Genomic DNA, 15,529 nt, shown 5'->3' on the forward strand with positions numbered 1-15,529 from the left:
AAACCGGCATGGGGAAGTAAGTGATGGCTACGCGACATTAACTTTCGCCCATCATCGATCAGTGCGACGCCTGACTCTATTCGAAAGAATTAATGCCTTGGATCAAGCGTCGAGTCAGAAGCTGTACAGGAAAACCTGGTCAGCCGCGTATGACGCGTCAAAGTGCGGTTTTTTGATTGCATGCAATTTCGTGCGCTTGCTATCGAACGTCGAAGTGATCGAGTGCTGCCCGGCGTCGCTGAAAGAAGACGGTTCAAGGAGGAAATCCTATCCCGCCCATCCCGGTAAGTGCCTGCATTAACACCTATGGTTGATTGTCGGGTTTCGGTTTTACTGCGAAGATTTTCAGTCGTTTTTCTTCTCCCGGCCGCTGCTGGCTACGTTGCGCTGTGGCGGAAGTGGCAGGGGGCTCGATGATCAAACGTTTACCAACGGCTGCGAACGCTATGAATCAAGGCATGCAGGTTCTCTGGAGTGACGCGGAACGCGTGTTCTGTCGCGGTAGACGAGCGTCGGATGCTGGCGCTGTTGCAGTTCTCGTAGCGTCAACCTCGGCTGAGCAGCCGGGTCGCTCCAGTCTGGATCGGTTGGCTCACGAGTACTCACTGAAAGATCAACTCGACAAACGGTGGGCGATACGACCGACAGAGCTGCTGCACGACAATGGTCGAGCGCACCTGATCTATGAGGATCCCGGCGGTGTGGTACTGGCTGAGTTGCTCAGTGCGCCGATGGCTATCGAAACGTTCCTGCAGATATCGATCAGCATTGCGCAAGCGCTGGGCGAAATGCACGGCTGCGGCCTGATTCACAAAGACATCAAACCTGCGCATATTCTCGTCGACTGCCATGATGGGCGGGCGCGGCTTACTGGCTTCGGCCTGGCTTCGCGTCTGCCACGTGAACGGCAGAGCGTGCAATCGCCGCAAGTCCTTGCCGGGACCCTGGCCTATATGGCGCCCGAGCAGACCGGGCGAATGAACCGGTCGGTCGATTCACGCAGCGACCTTTATGCCTTCGGCGTCACGCTCTACCAGATGCTCACCGGATCGCTGCCGTTCAACGCTACCGAGCCAATGGAGTGGCTGCACTGCCATATCGCGCGTACGCCCATGGCGCCGAGCGCGCGGGTCGCCACCGTGCCGCCAGTGCTTTCGTGCATCGTCATGAAGTTGCTGGCGAAAACTGCCGAGGAGCGTTACCAGTCCGCCACAGGTCTCGAAGAGGACCTTCGACGTTGCATGACGCAGTGGCAACGGCAACGGCACATCAACCCGTTTACCCTGGACGAACGAGGTACATTCGGCCGCTTGTCGATACCCGAGAAGCTCTATGGGCGCGACGCCGAAGTCAAGACGCTGGTCAATGCGTTCACGCGCATCGCCGACAACGGGCAGCCTGAGCTGGTATTGGTCTGTGGGTATTCGGGAATCGGTAAATCCTCTGTCGTCAACGAATTGCATCGCGCCCTGGTCCCGGCAAACGGGCTGTTTGCCGGCGGTAAGTTCGATCAATACAAACGCGAAGTGCCCTACGCAACATTGGTGCAAGCCTTTCAAGGGCTGGTGCGCACATTATTGAGCGAGAGCGATGCGCAGGTCGGCACCTGGCGCGACGCTTTGCAGGCCGCGCTCGGTGCCGATGCGCGATTGATGACGGACCTGATCCCTGAACTGAAGTTGATCATGGGTGAGCCCCCGACGCTGGCTGACCTGGAGCCTGTTCTGGCGCAACGACGGTTTTTGAAGGTTATGCGCAGATTTATCGGTGTGTTTGCGCAACGCGAACATCCGCTCGTGCTCTTTCTGGATGATCTGCAATGGCTGGATGGCGCGACGCTGAATTTGCTCGAGGAACTGTTGACGCGCTCGCGGATGGCTCATTTGTTATTGGTCGGGGCCTATCGCAGCAATGAAGTCGACGCCGCGCACCCGTTGACCGCCAGGCTGCAATCAATCAGAGCGGCAGGCGGCAAAGTGCAGGAGATAGTCCTCGCGCCGCTCGCCACTGCACATGTCGAAGCGTTGCTGGTCGACGCGATGCACACAGAACAAACGTCCATTGCGACACTCGCGCGGCTGGTGCTTGAGCGAACCCTGGGTAATCCGTTCTTCGTCATTCGGTTCTTGCAAACCCTCGTCGAGAAAGGCCTGCTTGTTTTCCGCCATGAGGACAGACGCTGGCACTGGGACGCCCAGCTCATTCATGCTCAAGGCTATACCGACAATGTTGTTGACCTGATGGTCGGTAAACTCGTGCAGTTGCCGCCGGCCACACAGCAGGCGCTGCAGGCATTGGCATGTCTTGGGGATACCGCAGGCGTTGACAGCCTGTCTTCTCTGCTTGCCATGCCTGTGCCGCAGGTCCATTCGGCGCTGTGGGCCGCTATCCAGGGTGAATTGATCATTCATCGAGACGACGCCTACGGATTTGCTCATGACCGGATCCAGGAAGCGGCTTATAGATTGATTGCACCGAACGTGCGGGCGCAAAAGCATTTACGGATTGGCCGTTTGCTGCTGGAACAGACACCGGAGCACAAACGCGCCGAGGCGATTTTCGAAATCGTTGGTCAGCTCAATCGCGGTGCGCCGTTAATGGATCAGCAGTCGGAGCGCGTACAACTGGCGCAGCTCAATTGGCTGGCCGGCGAGCGCGCCAGGGCATCTACCGCGTATGCCTCGGCGCTGAAGTATTACTCCCTTGGCGCGGAGCTGCTCGCTCCGGGCTGTCGGGACCCGCATGCAAAGTTGATCTTCGCCCTTGAGTACGGCAAGGCCTTGTGTGAATTCCTCACCCGGCAACTGCGCGCCGCCGAAGCACGTCTGCAGCGGTTGTCCGAGTGCGCCGTCACCGTAGAGGAGCGTACGCAGGTGGCATGTCTACAAGTCGATCTTTACCTGATTCTGGACCAAAGCGAGAACGCGGTGGCGGTGTGTCTGGGATTTCTGCGCCATCTGGGCATCGAGTGGACGCCTCATCCTTCGGACGATGAGGTGCGTGACGAATACCTGCGTATCGGCCGGCAGCTCGGCAGTCGCGGTATCGGATCGTTGATCGATCTGGCACCCATGCAGGACGCCACTGCCCTGGCGGCGCTCGAAGCGCTGACCAAGCTGATAGTCGCAGCGTTGCACATGGATGGAAACCTGCCGGGGCTGGCGATAGGCAGGGCCATCAACCTGAGCATCGAGTTCGGCAACAGCGATGCGTCATGTGTGGCCTATGCCAACGTGTCGCGGATTGCCGGTCGGCGTTTTGCCGATTACCCGGCCGGCCTGGCGTTTGCTGAGTTGGGTTGTCGATTGGTGGAGCTGCGCGGCCTGGAGCGTTATCAGGCGCGTACGCAACTGGCTTTTTTGCTGTTTGCCCAACGCTGGGTGCAGCCGGTGCGCAGTTGTCACGGGCCGTTGCGTCAGGTATTCGAAGTTGCCAACCGGACCGGTGATCTGCCGGTAGGCGCTTTTGCCGGTAACAGTCTGGTGTCGAACATGCTGGCCGCTGGCGAGCCCTTGGCCGAGGTGCAGGCAGAAGCTGAAAGCGGTTTGGCCTATGCCCGCAAAATCGGCTTCGCCGTTGGCATCGACTTTATCGAAACGCAGTTGGCGTTCATCCAGATGCTCCGAGGCCAGACGCAACTCTTCGGAAGTCTCGAATCCGAGCGATCAGCCCCTGGCGATGTGCACAATCTGCGCAACGGAACATCGTTGGTCTCGGCCTGCTGGCGCTCGATTCGCACGTTGCAAGCGCGTTACTTTGCCGGCGACTACGCAGCGGCGACTCGGGCCGGGAACGCCGCGCGGCAGCTGTTGCGCGCCTCACACGGGTTTATTGAAGAAGCCGAGTACGTGTTCTACAGCGCTTTGACCACGGCTGCCCGGTGCAGCACCGCGCCAACGGCCCATCGGCAAGCTGAACTGGAGCTGATCGCGGCTCACCATCAGCAACTGCAAGCGTGGGCCGACCTGTGTAAGCAGAATTACGCCAGCCACGCGATGCTTTTGGGGGCCGAAATAGCCCGCATCGAAGGGCGAGCGCTGCAAGCCGAGCAATACTACGAAACGGCGATTCATTTGGCCCAGGACAGCGGGTTTGTGCACATCGAGGCGCTGGCCAACGAACTGGCGGCGCACTTTTATGCCGAACGTTGCCTGATGAAGATTGCGAGGATGTACCTTCAGGACGCGCGTTATGCCTATCAGCGCTGGGGCGCCGACGGCAAGGTCCGGCAACTGGAAGCCAGCCATGTATTTTTGCAGGCGGAAACGCCGTTGCCCGGCCCGACCAGTACGATCGCTACCCCCGTGGAACAGCTCGATATGGCCACGGTGCTGAAGGTGTCTCAAGCGGCCTCCAGTGAAATCGTTCTGGAGAAGCTGATCGAAATGGTCATGCGCACGGCGATCGAACAGGCGGGCGCCGAGCGCGGTGTGTTGATTCTGCTTGAGGCCGGCGAGCAACGCATCGCGGCCCAGGCAACGACCCGTGATGACGTGACGCAGTTGTCCCTGCGCGATGAGCCGGTCAGTGCCACGCTGATTCCTCAGTCGATCCTGTTACATGTCCTGCGAACCGAGGAGAACCTGTTCCTTGATGACGCCTTGCACGAACCGCCGTTTGCCGCCGACCCGTACGTTCGTGAGCATCACGCCCGGTCGGTGCTGTGCCTGCCGCTGTTGCATCAGGCGCAACTGATAGGCGCCCTGTACCTGGAAAACAATCTGGCACCACGGGTATTCAGCCCCACACGGATCGCCGCGCTGAAACTTGTGGCCTCGCAGGCCGCGATTTCGCTGGTCAATGCGCGTCTGTACCGCGATATCGAAATGCGCGAAGCGAAAATCCGTAGATTGGTCGATGCCGATATTATCGGCATTCTGTTCTGGACGGCCCAAGGGAAGGTGATGGAGGCCAACGACGCGTTTCTGCGCATGGTTGGCTACGAGCGTGAAGATTTGTTATGCGGCCGGGTACGCTGGCGGGATATGACCCCGCCGGAATTTTTGCACATGAGTGAAAACGCGCTTGCGCAAGCACTCGCAACGGGACGCGCAGCCCCCTTCGAGAAGCAGTACTTGCGCAAAGATGGCAGCCGCCTGCCAGTGCTTGTCGGTCTGGCTCTGCTCGAAAGCACACCAGCCAATGGTGTGGCGTTCGTTCTGGACCTGACCGAACGCAAGCAGGCCGAAGCACAACACCGTGAAGGCGAACAGCGCTATCGCGAGATTCAAACGGAACTGGCGCACGCCTGTCGTGTGGCCACGATGGGCCAGCTCGCCGCATCGATTGCGCATGAAGTCAGCCAGCCACTGGCCTCGACACTGGCCAGTGCACAAGCGGCGGTGCGCTGGCTGGCGGCGCAGCCGGCGAATGTCGAGGAAGTGCGCCTGTGTCTGGAGCGTATCGTCAAGGATGCCAATCGCGGCAGTGAAGTGCTGGCGCGCATCCGTGGTCTCATACGCAAAGCGCCGCAGCCCAGGGAACCGGTGAATCTCAATGACGTGATCGGCGAAGTCATTGAAATTACTCGCGGTCAGGCCGACAAAAGTGCCGTTGCGATCCATGTCGACATGCGTGACGATTTGCCCGCCGTCAATGGTGATCGGGTCGAGCTGCAGCAAGTCGTACTCAACCTCATGATGAACGCACTGGAAGCCATGAGCGGCATGGGCGCGGGCCGTCGCGAGTTGCGCATTTGCACTCAGTACGACGAAGCGGGGCAGGTCAGGGTGAGTGTCAGCGACTCTGGACCGGGGTTCGGTTCACAGTCGAACGAGCGCTTGTTCACGCCGTTCTACACCACCAAACCCAGTGGTTTGGGCATGGGCCTGGCGATTTGTCGTTCGACCATCGAGGTGCATGGGGGGCAGCTCTGGGCTTGCGCCAACCAGCCGTGTGGCGCTGTAGTCCAGTTCGTGCTGCCTGCTGAAAGATCGCTTTGACGAAAAAAACGCCCGGCCAAAACATCAATGGCGGGCGTTCGGGAAGTGCCGGCACAACAAGGAGAGCGCCGTGCCGGTCAGGGACGAAACCTCAAGTCAGGCGCTGGCAACGGAGCTCGATGCCAGGCGCAGACGATTGCAACTCAACAAGCGCATGACGTAGCCGAGTTTGATCGCGGTCGGTCCAAGGATCGTCAGAGCATGCGCGGCCACCAGTTGCCCGAGGCGTAGATACGCATCGAGCCAATAGGCGAGGACAATCCCGACGACAAGCATGATCAAGCCGCCGAACAGCAATACATGCGACAACTTCAACACACGCTGCGCACTGTCGAAAAAGCCATACAGGCTGATCATGCCAACCACTCACGCCACAGGAATCGATGGGTCGGCGGCGGCCAGCGCAGCCGCACGATCAGCGGCCGGCGGGTAGATCCACACTGTGTTGATCTGGGTCTTGAGCTCCTTCGCTTCTTGCCCCACCAGTTTCAGCTGACGATCCCAACCCTCGGTGTACACAGCGCCCCAGGCCCCCAGGTCCAGACAGGTGACATACTTGGGCTGGCTGTAGGTCATCGGTTCGACGCCCAGCAAGTCTGCTGCGACGTTGTTGCCGGCATAACGGCCCAGGCTGATCGCGTGCTGGCAGGACATCGCGGCAAAATTGCCAACCGTGTCGGTGGCGGCGTACGCGGTGTCACCGGCGGCGAAGACATCCTTGTGGCCCAACACTTTCAGGTGGCCGTCAACATGCAACCGGCCTTGCAGGTCACGTGTGCCGGCAACCTGTTCGGTGAGCGGGCTGGCTCGGAAACCGACGGTCCAGACCACCGTGCTGGCTTCAATGCGCTGACCATCGGCGAGGGTCACGCCGCCTGCGTCGACCGACACGACCGAGGCGTTGACGATCCATTCCACGCCCAGTTCTTTCGAAGCTTCGACAATCGCAGGGCGAATGCCGTCGCCCAGTGACGCAGCGATCTGCGGCGCGCGGTCTACCACGACCACGCGGATTTTCGCGTCGTCACCCAATGCGGCGCGCAAGCGAGCCGGCATCTCGGTGGCTGTTTCGATCCCCGTAAAGCCACCGCCAGCTACCACTACGGTGTTGCGCGCCGCACTCGGCGGCAGGTTGCTCAATGACTTGATGTGGGCTTCCAGACGCGTGGCTTCTTCAATCTGATCGACATCGAAAGCGTGCTCGATCATGCCCTCCAGTGCCGGACGGATGACCCGACTGCCAGCCGCCAGCACCAGACGGTCATAGCTCAAGGTCCCCTGCGTACCGCTGGCATCGCTGTAGGTGACTTGCTTGTTTTCGGTGTCGATTGTGTCCGCGACGCCTTTGACGAATTTCACCCCGACGGCGTCGAACAACTCGCCCAGCGGCGCCGCCATGGTGTGCACGTCCGGTTCGTAGAAACGCGGACGGATGCGCAGTTCCGCCTGAGGAGCGAGCACGCTGATCAGCACGTCGTTACGATCATGCTGGTCCAACAGGCGGGCGGCGCTCAAGGCGCTCCAGACTCCACCAAATCCTGCGCCAATAACCAGAATGTGCTGTTTCATCGGATGACTCCTGAAGAAAGAATGAATCGTTCATGGGGCTGTCGCTTCGAGTCGGACCATCGTCTGGCCCTGGGAATGCCCTGGCTGCGATCAATCATCGCGGTACGCGTGGCGGTTCGATTCGCTGACGATGATGCTATCGGCGCAGGAGGCGCGTGACACTTCTACCTAGGGTCAGCGGCGCTATGCCTGAGTGTGAGCCGGGTATACCGGGGTATAGGAGGCCGTTGCGGCGGTCAGTCGGGGCGATTGACGATGGCGTCGATGCAGCTGAGGAGTTCGCCACAGGGAAACGGCTTGGGAAACCAGGCCACCGGTGGCGCCGATTGCGCACTGACCTGGGGCGGCGATCCTTGAAAGCCAGTAATGAAAATGACCGGAATATGCAGCCCTCGGGCGCAGAGCTGGTCATACATTTGAATCCCGGACAGGCCGGGCATCTGGATATCCGAGATCAGGCAGCGGGTGTCTGGCGCGGCCGCAGACGCCAGAAATGCCTCAGCCGTGGCGAACAGTTGCACGGTGTAGCCGTTGGACCGCAGCATACTGTCCAGCGCCATGCGCACGGACTCGTCATCATCGACAACCGAAACAACAGCAGTGTGGGCCATTTCTTTCCCTGGGCTCTCTCGGGTAGCCCAGCAAGGACGCCCGCCATGTCGGCAAGATACGCCGCTCTCAAGGGCCGTGTACTTATACGTGTGTATAGAAATCCGCGTGAACTTTCATTCGCTGGCGGTGGCCGCCAGCGAGTCGTCAGCGCGAGAATCGACTGCGATAGTTACGCGGCGTGATCGTCAGGTGACGGAGAAAGGCCGCGCGCATGCGCTCTTCATCACCGAAGCCGCACAATCCGGCGATTTGATCAATGTTGCGCTCAGAGTCCTCGAGCAAGCGTCGCGCCGCTTCAAGGCGCAGCAGTTCCAAAGCCTTTGCAGGGGTCCGGCCGACCTTGTGCTTGTAGACGCGGGCGAAGTTGCGCGGGCTCATTTGCGCCTGGCGGGCCATGGCTTCGACCGTCAGGCGGGGGTCGCCGAGGTGCTCGCTCAGCCACGCGTGCAGGCCATCGAAGTCGCCGCGATCGTTGGTCTGCGATTGCAGCACCTGGCTCAATTGCGCCTGACCGCCGGGCCGCTTGAGAAACACCACCAGTTCCCGCGCGACCTCCAGGGCTACGTCGCGCCCGCAATCGGCTTCGACCAGCGCCAGTGCCATGTCGATGCCGGTAGTCACGCCCGCCGAGGTCCACAGCGTGCCTTGCTGGATAAAGATGGCATCAAGGTCGACATTGATGGTCGGGAAGCCGTTTTTCAGCATGTCGCACATCGCCCAGTGCGTGGTCGCTCGCAGACCGTCAAGCAAGCCGGCGGCAGCCAGCATAAACGTGCCGCTGCACACCGAGGCGACACGCCTGGCCTTGACCGATGTCAGGCGCACCCAGTCGATCAACGCGGCGTTATCGGACAGTGCCTGACGAATATTCGGCGCGCCGGGCACGATCAGCGAATCGATGCAGGCGTCGTCGAACTGACTCAATGTGCTGGTCTGAACCGGAAGGCCTTCGGCGGTGGCGATCAACCCGCCCGCCAGGCTCGCCGTGTGCAGGCTGTAGCCCGACAGACCGCGTAGCGTCATGATTTTCGAGGCGGACCAGAACACGGTCTGTGCGCCGGTCAGATCCAGCAGACCCATTTGCGGATACGCCACGAACACCACAGCGCGCGGATGCGCATTTAGAGGGTCAAGTGAGTGTGTGTCGGCAAGAATCGAGTTCATGAGTCGTTGAAGTTCTGGTGTGGCCAAGGCAGGCAAGGGCGCGGCTTGAAGGTTATAAGGCATAAATTCCGAGCGCGCCAGCCGCCGCAGCTTGGGTAAAACCTCCTCCTGACGACGCGAACAATCTGCAAGCGTGAGGAAGAGGGCGAGCACTCAGCGACAGGCCATGCAGAAACCAGGCACGGCCCGATAGGTATTGACGTTGCCATTGTCCGCTACGCGGTTTTCCAGCAAGCGATCCGACCCTCCTTCAGCCATGCGGTTTTGCTTGAGATGATCGGAACCATCGGCGGCCAGTCCTCGTTCATGCAAACGATCGGCACCGCCCTCGGCGATGCTCTGTTCTGGAGCCTTTTGGAGCGTGTACTGGAGCAGCGGCGCCGGTGCATTTCGATCGCCCTCGGTGCGACCGCCATTGCGCACTTCGGCGGCGTAGATGGTCGATGACTGAGAGCCGATGGCGGTCATCAAGGTAAAGCTGAACAGCAGATTTGCAAGTTTCATTGAGTTCACCCATTTATCGAATGTGGAAGTTCAACGGCACCATGGATTTTAAGGCGACAGGAAAAATCCACACTCATGCAATGGGTTGCTGCGGTACGTCTATGGGTATGAGGCACTTATGCTCAGGTATGGATTCGCAGGAACGCTGTCACTCGCAACTGAAGTTCCCGGTGCAGCGAGCCGGACGGGTAGAGCGCAACTGTTGGGGTTGGCGCAGGGCTGGCGCTTATACATTGGTATGGCTCGCCACCGCCTCGATACTGGTTGAATGAACTGAACAGGCGTTTCTCCTATACCCGCGTATGGTTCTTGCGGGTGTGGTCGCGGTGCACACTCCTGGGCAAGGAGCGCTTGCAGGCGCTCTCTTCAAACATGGGCATTGGCCCGGTGTTTTGCCGTATCACTCAAACAGGAGCGCGATCATGTCAACGTATCTGAACCATTCCCTTGCCCATCAACCCGGCAGCGACCAACAGGCGGCTTCTCGTCAGCCGGTAGGGTCGACCTTCGGCGGCGTGCAGGAACTGGTGCCTTCACGCTATGCATTGCGGGTCGGCGATATTGATGTGGTGGTGATCAGCGACGGTGTGCTGCCGCTACCCACGTCAACCATGTCGACCAATGCCGATCCGGCTGCTCGCGCGGCCTGGTTCAAAGAGATGTACCTGGGCCCGCACGCATTCGACTGGGCGCTGAATGTTCTGGTGGTGCGCAGCGGCGAGCAGATCATCCTGGTCGATGCCGGGCTGGGCGGGCAGTTCCCGGGCTTTCCCCGTGCCGGTCAACTGCCCAAGCGACTGGAGGCGGCCGGCATCGATCTTGGCTCGGTGACGGACGTGGTGGTCACTCACATGCACATGGATCACGTCGGCGGCTTGCTCGTCGATGAGGTGAAAAACCGCTTGCGTCCAGACGTGCGCATCCATGTTTCGGCCACTGAAGTGGCGTTCTGGGAAACGCCGGATTTCACCCAGACCGTCATGCCGTCGCCAGTGCCTGACGTGTTGCGCGCAACCGCCAGACAATTCATCGATACCTATCGCAGCAAAGTGCGAACCTTTGATGATGAATACCAGGTGGCACCGGGTGTAGTGGTGAAACTCACCGGTGGCCACACGCCCGGGCATAGCGTGGTCTACGTGAACTCCGGCGGCGAACGTCTGACCTTCGCTGGCGATGCGCTGTTTCCCGTAGCCTTTGAACACCCCGATTGGCACAACGGCTTCGAGCACGACCCCGAGGAATCGGTGCGTGTGCGGGTGCGCCTGATGCGTGAAGCCGCAGCCAGCGGCGAATGGTTTGTTGCGACTCATTTGCCGTTCCCATCGGTGGGACGCGTGGCCGTTGATGGGGATGCGTTTCGCTGGATCGCCGCGTTCTGGGATTACTGAGTCGCCCATACGCAACCTGTAGCGACGCCGATACGCGGCGTGCGTTTGACCCTGCCTGAAGGTGGATCAAACGCACGCTGCGTGCGCAATTGTCGTACGGAAACGGATTGGCGCGTTCAGCGCCGGCGCTGCAATGCTCGATCGATACAGGCTAACAGCGCCTGGGTATCGAACGGCTTGGAAAAATAGCCTTCCGGCCTTCTGACCCGGGCACTGAACTGCGGCGGCGGCCCCGGCCTTCCTGTGATGAACAGGGTAGGGATATGCACGCTCTTTGCTGCCAGCGCCTCGTACAACTCCACTCCGCACATGCCAGGCATTTGAATATCCGATATCAGGCAGTCGGTATGCGCCGCGCCGCCGGACTGCAGAAACGCAAGCCCGCTGTTATACGTGTTCACGGTATAACCGCAAGATCGCAACAGACTTCCCAGTGATACGAGAATAAGTTCATCGTCATCAACGACGGCAATAACAGCGGAGTCAAGCATGGCGAACCTGATGTCGTTGTCCCGATTATTCATGGAGCAAGCGACTGCTGATCAAATGCAGAAGTCGCGCATGACGGCGCACGCACTCTTGAAAAAGTCTCTTGCTCGCCAGATCGTTGTTGGCTGCGGCACTTTGTTGATGGGCACGTAAACCGTTAACTTCAGCCTGCAGCCGGCTCGTACTCCGCTTTATCTCCGTCAGGTAATCGGCAAAATGGCTGTGTGCAATTTCGTTGAAGCGGTACAGCCCTGCAGGTTCTACGTAGCCACCCAAGTCAACGATACTGATGGCGAGGAACCGGGCATGGTCAGAGGTGGTGCCGGCCAGTTGTTGAAACAGCTGCCGCACAGGCAGAAAACTGACATTGCGCAGCATCTGCTTGAGGTAATCGAACTGCGCCTGAAGGCTCTGCGTCGTGCCAGACATTTGCGCCAGTACTTCGAGGACGTCGATGCGCTCGGCAGTGGATAAGGATGTGTGAGCACCGTATCGACTGATGCGAAACGAGTGGCGGAGCTGGTAAAGCGTTTGAGGTGCATTCATGACAACCGTCTCAGGCTGGCGCTGCGGCGCGGTAAGGGAAGGCCAGCTTAAGTCCCGCCACGCTCGATAACACTCCTACGTGGAGACGGTGTGCTAGTACCTGGGGGCATGACCGTCATACCCGAGTATGGGCATGCGGTTACTGCGTTGAATATTGCGACTGCAGTAACGGGTTCCATTGCGCCTGATTGTCCGGGCGCCGGTAGTACACCACCAGGCGCCTGGCCACCTGCATGGCTACTTCGCGGCCGTGGTCCGCCTCGACCAGTGCCAGAGACAGGTCTATCCCCGCGCTGACGCCCGCCGAGGTCCATACCGGGCCCTGCTCGACAAAGATCGCTTCACGATCCAGTTCGACCTGTGGGAACAGGCGCTCGAACTGATCCGCCATGGCCCAGTGAGTCGCCACCCGCAGGCCGTCGAGCAACCCGGCCCGTGCGAGAAAAAACGCACCGCTGCATACGGAGGTGCTCCGTTCGACTCTGGAATACGCCTTGTGCAACCATTCCACCAGCGGCGAACTGTCAACCAAGGCCTGGCGAATATACGGCGAGCCTGGGACGATCAACGTGTGCATCGGCTCCAGTGTCAGGTCTCCCAGACGAATCGTTTGCACCGTAAGGCCTTCGGCGGTGCGTATCGGCCCCCCTCGCAGGCTCGCGGTATGCAGCGTGTAGCCGGGCAGGCCGAGGTCAGCCAGACGTCGGGTCGCGACCCAGAACACCGTCTGGGCGCCGCTCATGTCAAGCAGACCCATTTGCGGATACGCGACGAAAATGACGCTGCGCGGTTTACCCGGTGTTGCCTGTGGTGTGTCGTGCGAAGTAGTCACTGTTCCAGGCCTTTGTATACGGTTGACGGGGTTGGAAACGCGCAGGGTTCGTGTCTGACGTCATGCAGCGGCAGGGTGAAGCGGAACTGCGTGCCGACCCCTTCGGTGCTGTCCACGCAGATGTGCCCACCGTGGAATTCGATGATTGAACGGCAGATCGACAAGCCCATGCCCAGGCCTGTCGGCTTGGTGGTGAAGAAGGGGTCAAACAACGAAGGAAGAATGTCCTCGGCGATGCCGGCGCCGGAATCGGTGATTTGCAGCACCGCTTCGTTTTGCTGCAGCGAGGTGCTGATGCGCAGCGTGCGGGGCCGGTCGTGGACATTGGCCATGGCCTGGCATGCATTGATGATCAGGTTGATGATCACTTGCTGCAGTTGCACCCGGTCGCCCTTGATCAACGCTTCGGGGGCGCCAAGCTGTGCATGCGGTCGGACCTCGTGCAGAGCGATGTCATGCTGCATCAGCGTCAGCGAGTCCTTGACGATATCGTCGAAGCGCTCGGTGTTGCGCTGTACTTCGCTCTGCCGTGAGAGCGCCCGGATGCAAGTGATCACGTCGGACACTCGTGCAGAGTTCTGTATGACCCGATCCAGCGAACGCCGGGCTTCTTCAAGGTTCGGCTCGGGCCGGTTGATCCAGCGTTTGCAGGATTCGCCGCTGGTGATCACGGCGGCGAGCGGTTGATTGATCTCGTGAGCGATCGAGGCGGCCAACTCGCCCATGGAACTCAACCGCGTCACATGGGCAAGAGTGGCCTGGGAGTGAAACAGCGCCTCTTCCGCTTGCCTGGCGGCCGTGACATCCATCAATGCGCCGACGTATTCGCAACGGCTACCGTGCTTGAACAATGGGCTGGCGATCATTTGCACGAACTTGACCCGGCCGTCGGGCATGACCAGCCGATGCTCCACTTCAATCAGATCCTGATGGCGTGCTGCCTGTTCCAGAACACCGTCAATGAGCGGCAGGTCATCGGGATGAGTCCGGGCCTTGACCATCTTCAGTGTGGGCGTAACGAGGGGTGGGTATTCGAAAATGCGCGACGATTCCTCTGACCACGACACGCTGACGTTGTTTTCTGCGCCGAGGGTGAAACCAACGCTGCCGGTGTGACTGAGTTTCTGCGCACCGATAAAAAACGCTGCGTTGCGTCGCAGCGTCTCGTTCGCCCGCTTGCTGTGCAGCGCAAGCAGGCTGGTGGTGATCAAAGCGATCAGGCAGCGAACAAAAGCGCCGATCAAACCGTGGTCGCGATAGCCTGCGTCGAGGATGAAACTGACGGTCAGATGGATGATGCATCCTGCGGCCACAGCGATGAACAGCGGTACGGGGAAGATGTTGGCAGACATGAAGAGCAGGGTGAAATAGAACAGCGTGGGTGCTACATCAAAGTCCAGGTATGAATGGGTAATGAAAATCGTGCTGCCCACGGCAACGGCTGCCAGCCAGGCAACGCCGTCTGAACAAAAAAGCTGTGCGCGACGTTTGTAGATAGACATTTGTTATTCCGGTTTTTGCGGTCGGACGGCAACGCAACCTGGGGCTGATGCCGGACAAACTGAGTGACGGGCAGAATGACGCAGAAATAAACGTGTCGAGTTGCTCTTGCGCGGCGGCTGTATCACGCATTCAAGAATCGAGCGTGAGCCGCACCCGGGCCGTTCTTGTTATGGGAAATGATGGTAGGGCAAGGGTATGGAGTCGGGCACCGCTACATTGGGTCAATGCAGGCATGTCCAGGTATGGCGCGGCTATACCGAGGTATTAGCCGCGCTGAGTTGCATGGCCGCACCGCGCGGGCAGGCGCTGTCAGCGATTGGCCGACTGCGCGGCGATGGCCTCGGCCATGCGCACCAGATCGGCAAACGAGCGCGCGCCCATCTTGCGCATGGCCTGACCACGATGGATCTTCACGGTGATTTCACTTAGCCCGATCTCTCCCGCGATCTGCTTGTTCATCAGACCGGAAGCCGCCAGCGCCATGACCGTCTGCTCCCGGGGCGTCAACGTGGCGTGGCGCGTACGTAGCTCCTGCGCGTGCCGTCCGGACTCGCGACGCTGCTTGTCGCGGGCATGCGCGGCGCAGACAGCATCGATCAGGTCCTGCTCGCGAAAGGGTTTGGTCAGAAAGTCCACGGCACCGGCCTTCATCGCGCGCACGGTCATGGCGATATCGCCATGCCCGGTGATGAACACAATCGGTACGCTGATGCCGGCAGCCGCCAGCTCGTTCTGGAAATCCAGGCCGCTGCTGCCCTGCAGTCGGACATCGAGCACCAGGCAACTGACGGTGTCCGGACGCGGGTGATTCATGAATTCAGCGACCGAGGCAAACAGCTCGACCTGCAGGCCGATCGAGCGCAACAGGCTCCCGAGCGATTCGCGCAACCCGGCATCGTCGTCGACGATGTAGACCACCGGCTCGCCAGGATTACTGTTGTGGGCGGGATGATTGTTCATTGCTTGTGTTCCCAGGG

12 protein-coding genes are annotated in these 15,529 nt (G+C 60.0%); 2 read left to right on the forward strand and 10 right to left on the reverse strand.

Annotated elements, in window-relative coordinates:
- The first annotated feature begins 458 nt into the window (after positions 1 to 458).
- Positions 459 to 5,942 (forward strand): trifunctional serine/threonine-protein kinase/ATP-binding protein/sensor histidine kinase, encoded by a 5,484-nt coding sequence (locus tag M0746_RS10275; protein ID WP_258449070.1) that lies wholly within the window; start codon positions 459 to 461, stop codon positions 5,940 to 5,942.
- 96 nt (positions 5,943 to 6,038) lie between these two features.
- On the opposite strand, the gene M0746_RS10280 is transcribed toward M0746_RS10275, so the two are convergent.
- From M0746_RS10280 to M0746_RS10300, 5 genes are all read right to left on the reverse strand, one after another.
- Positions 6,039 to 6,290, reverse strand: coding sequence for a transmembrane sensor/regulator PpyR (locus tag M0746_RS10280; protein ID WP_258451463.1), 252 nt, complete (start codon positions 6,288 to 6,290; stop codon positions 6,039 to 6,041).
- A gap of 18 nt (positions 6,291 to 6,308) precedes the next feature.
- Positions 6,309 to 7,511 carry an NAD(P)/FAD-dependent oxidoreductase gene (locus M0746_RS10285; RefSeq protein ID WP_258449071.1) on the reverse strand — a complete coding sequence of 401 codons (1,203 nt, stop codon included), beginning with the start codon at positions 7,509 to 7,511 and terminating at the stop codon, positions 6,309 to 6,311.
- Between the two features lie 236 nt (positions 7,512 to 7,747).
- The gene (locus M0746_RS10290) at positions 7,748 to 8,122 is read right to left on the reverse strand and encodes a response regulator (RefSeq protein ID WP_258449072.1); all 375 of its coding nucleotides are present in this window, start codon (positions 8,120 to 8,122) and stop codon (positions 7,748 to 7,750) included.
- A gap of 145 nt (positions 8,123 to 8,267) precedes the next feature.
- Complete coding sequence (locus M0746_RS10295) at positions 8,268 to 9,287, reverse strand: GlxA family transcriptional regulator (RefSeq protein WP_258449073.1); 1,020 nt, start codon at positions 9,285 to 9,287, stop codon at positions 8,268 to 8,270.
- Between the two features lie 153 nt (positions 9,288 to 9,440).
- A complete protein-coding gene (locus tag M0746_RS10300; RefSeq protein ID WP_258449074.1) occupies positions 9,441 to 9,791 on the reverse strand; it encodes a hypothetical protein in 351 nt (116 codons plus the stop codon).
- 422 nt (positions 9,792 to 10,213) lie between these two features.
- Between M0746_RS10300 and M0746_RS10305 the strand changes: the two genes are divergently transcribed.
- Entirely contained in the window at positions 10,214 to 11,182 is a 969-nt protein-coding gene (locus M0746_RS10305) for an MBL fold metallo-hydrolase (protein ID WP_258449075.1), read from the forward strand.
- Between the two features lie 116 nt (positions 11,183 to 11,298).
- Here M0746_RS10305 and M0746_RS10310 read toward each other — a convergent pair whose 3' ends face one another.
- The 5 genes from M0746_RS10310 to M0746_RS10330 all read right to left on the reverse strand — a co-directional run bounded on the left by M0746_RS10310 (position 11,299) and on the right by M0746_RS10330 (position 15,512).
- Positions 11,299 to 11,706 (reverse strand): response regulator transcription factor, encoded by a 408-nt coding sequence (locus M0746_RS10310; protein ID WP_258449076.1) that lies wholly within the window; start codon positions 11,704 to 11,706, stop codon positions 11,299 to 11,301.
- Positions 11,699 to 12,217, reverse strand: a complete 519-nt coding sequence (locus tag M0746_RS10315; RefSeq protein ID WP_258449077.1) for a hypothetical protein — start codon at positions 12,215 to 12,217, stop codon at positions 11,699 to 11,701. The genes M0746_RS10310 and M0746_RS10315 overlap by 8 nt, the downstream gene beginning before the upstream one ends.
- A 139-nt stretch (positions 12,218 to 12,356) precedes the next feature.
- Complete coding sequence (locus M0746_RS10320) at positions 12,357 to 13,049, reverse strand: AraC family transcriptional regulator (RefSeq protein ID WP_258449078.1); 693 nt, start codon at positions 13,047 to 13,049, stop codon at positions 12,357 to 12,359.
- Positions 13,046 to 14,551 carry a sensor histidine kinase gene (locus M0746_RS10325; RefSeq protein ID WP_258449079.1) on the reverse strand — a complete coding sequence of 502 codons (1,506 nt, stop codon included), beginning with the start codon at positions 14,549 to 14,551 and terminating at the stop codon, positions 13,046 to 13,048. Before M0746_RS10325 ends, M0746_RS10320 begins: the two co-directional genes overlap by 4 nt.
- A 310-nt stretch (positions 14,552 to 14,861) precedes the next feature.
- Positions 14,862 to 15,512: a response regulator transcription factor gene (locus M0746_RS10330; protein ID WP_203421910.1), complete on the reverse strand. Its 651-nt coding sequence runs from the start codon at positions 15,510 to 15,512 to the stop codon at positions 14,862 to 14,864.
- Positions 15,513 to 15,529 lie beyond the last annotated feature (17 nt).

Source organism: Pseudomonas sp. S11P7 (genome assembly GCF_023195435.1).
Lineage (GTDB): Bacteria > Pseudomonadota > Gammaproteobacteria > Pseudomonadales > Pseudomonadaceae > Aquipseudomonas > Aquipseudomonas fluorescens_G.

Bases quoted from the DNA above. Each gene is read 5' to 3' on its own strand.
- M0746_RS10325 (WP_258449079.1), bottom strand. From the start codon at position 14,551: ATGTCTATCTACAAACGTCGCGCACAGCTTTTTTGTTCAGACGGCGTT.
- M0746_RS10315 (WP_258449077.1), bottom strand. From the start codon at position 12,217: ATGAATGCACCTCAAACGCTTTACCAGCTCCGCCACTCGTTTCGCATC.
- M0746_RS10305 (WP_258449075.1), top strand. From the start codon at position 10,214: ATGTCAACGTATCTGAACCATTCCCTTGCCCATCAACCCGGCAGCGAC.
- M0746_RS10290 (WP_258449072.1), bottom strand. From the start codon at position 8,122: ATGGCCCACACTGCTGTTGTTTCGGTTGTCGATGATGACGAGTCCGTG.
- M0746_RS10330 (WP_203421910.1), bottom strand. From the start codon at position 15,512: ATGAACAATCATCCCGCCCACAACAGTAATCCTGGCGAGCCGGTGGTC.
- M0746_RS10300 (WP_258449074.1), bottom strand. From the start codon at position 9,791: ATGAAACTTGCAAATCTGCTGTTCAGCTTTACCTTGATGACCGCCATC.
- M0746_RS10310 (WP_258449076.1), bottom strand. From the start codon at position 11,706: ATGAATAATCGGGACAACGACATCAGGTTCGCCATGCTTGACTCCGCT.
- M0746_RS10285 (WP_258449071.1), bottom strand. From the start codon at position 7,511: ATGAAACAGCACATTCTGGTTATTGGCGCAGGATTTGGTGGAGTCTGG.
- M0746_RS10295 (WP_258449073.1), bottom strand. From the start codon at position 9,287: ATGAACTCGATTCTTGCCGACACACACTCACTTGACCCTCTAAATGCG.
- M0746_RS10275 (WP_258449070.1), top strand. From the start codon at position 459: ATGCAGGTTCTCTGGAGTGACGCGGAACGCGTGTTCTGTCGCGGTAGA.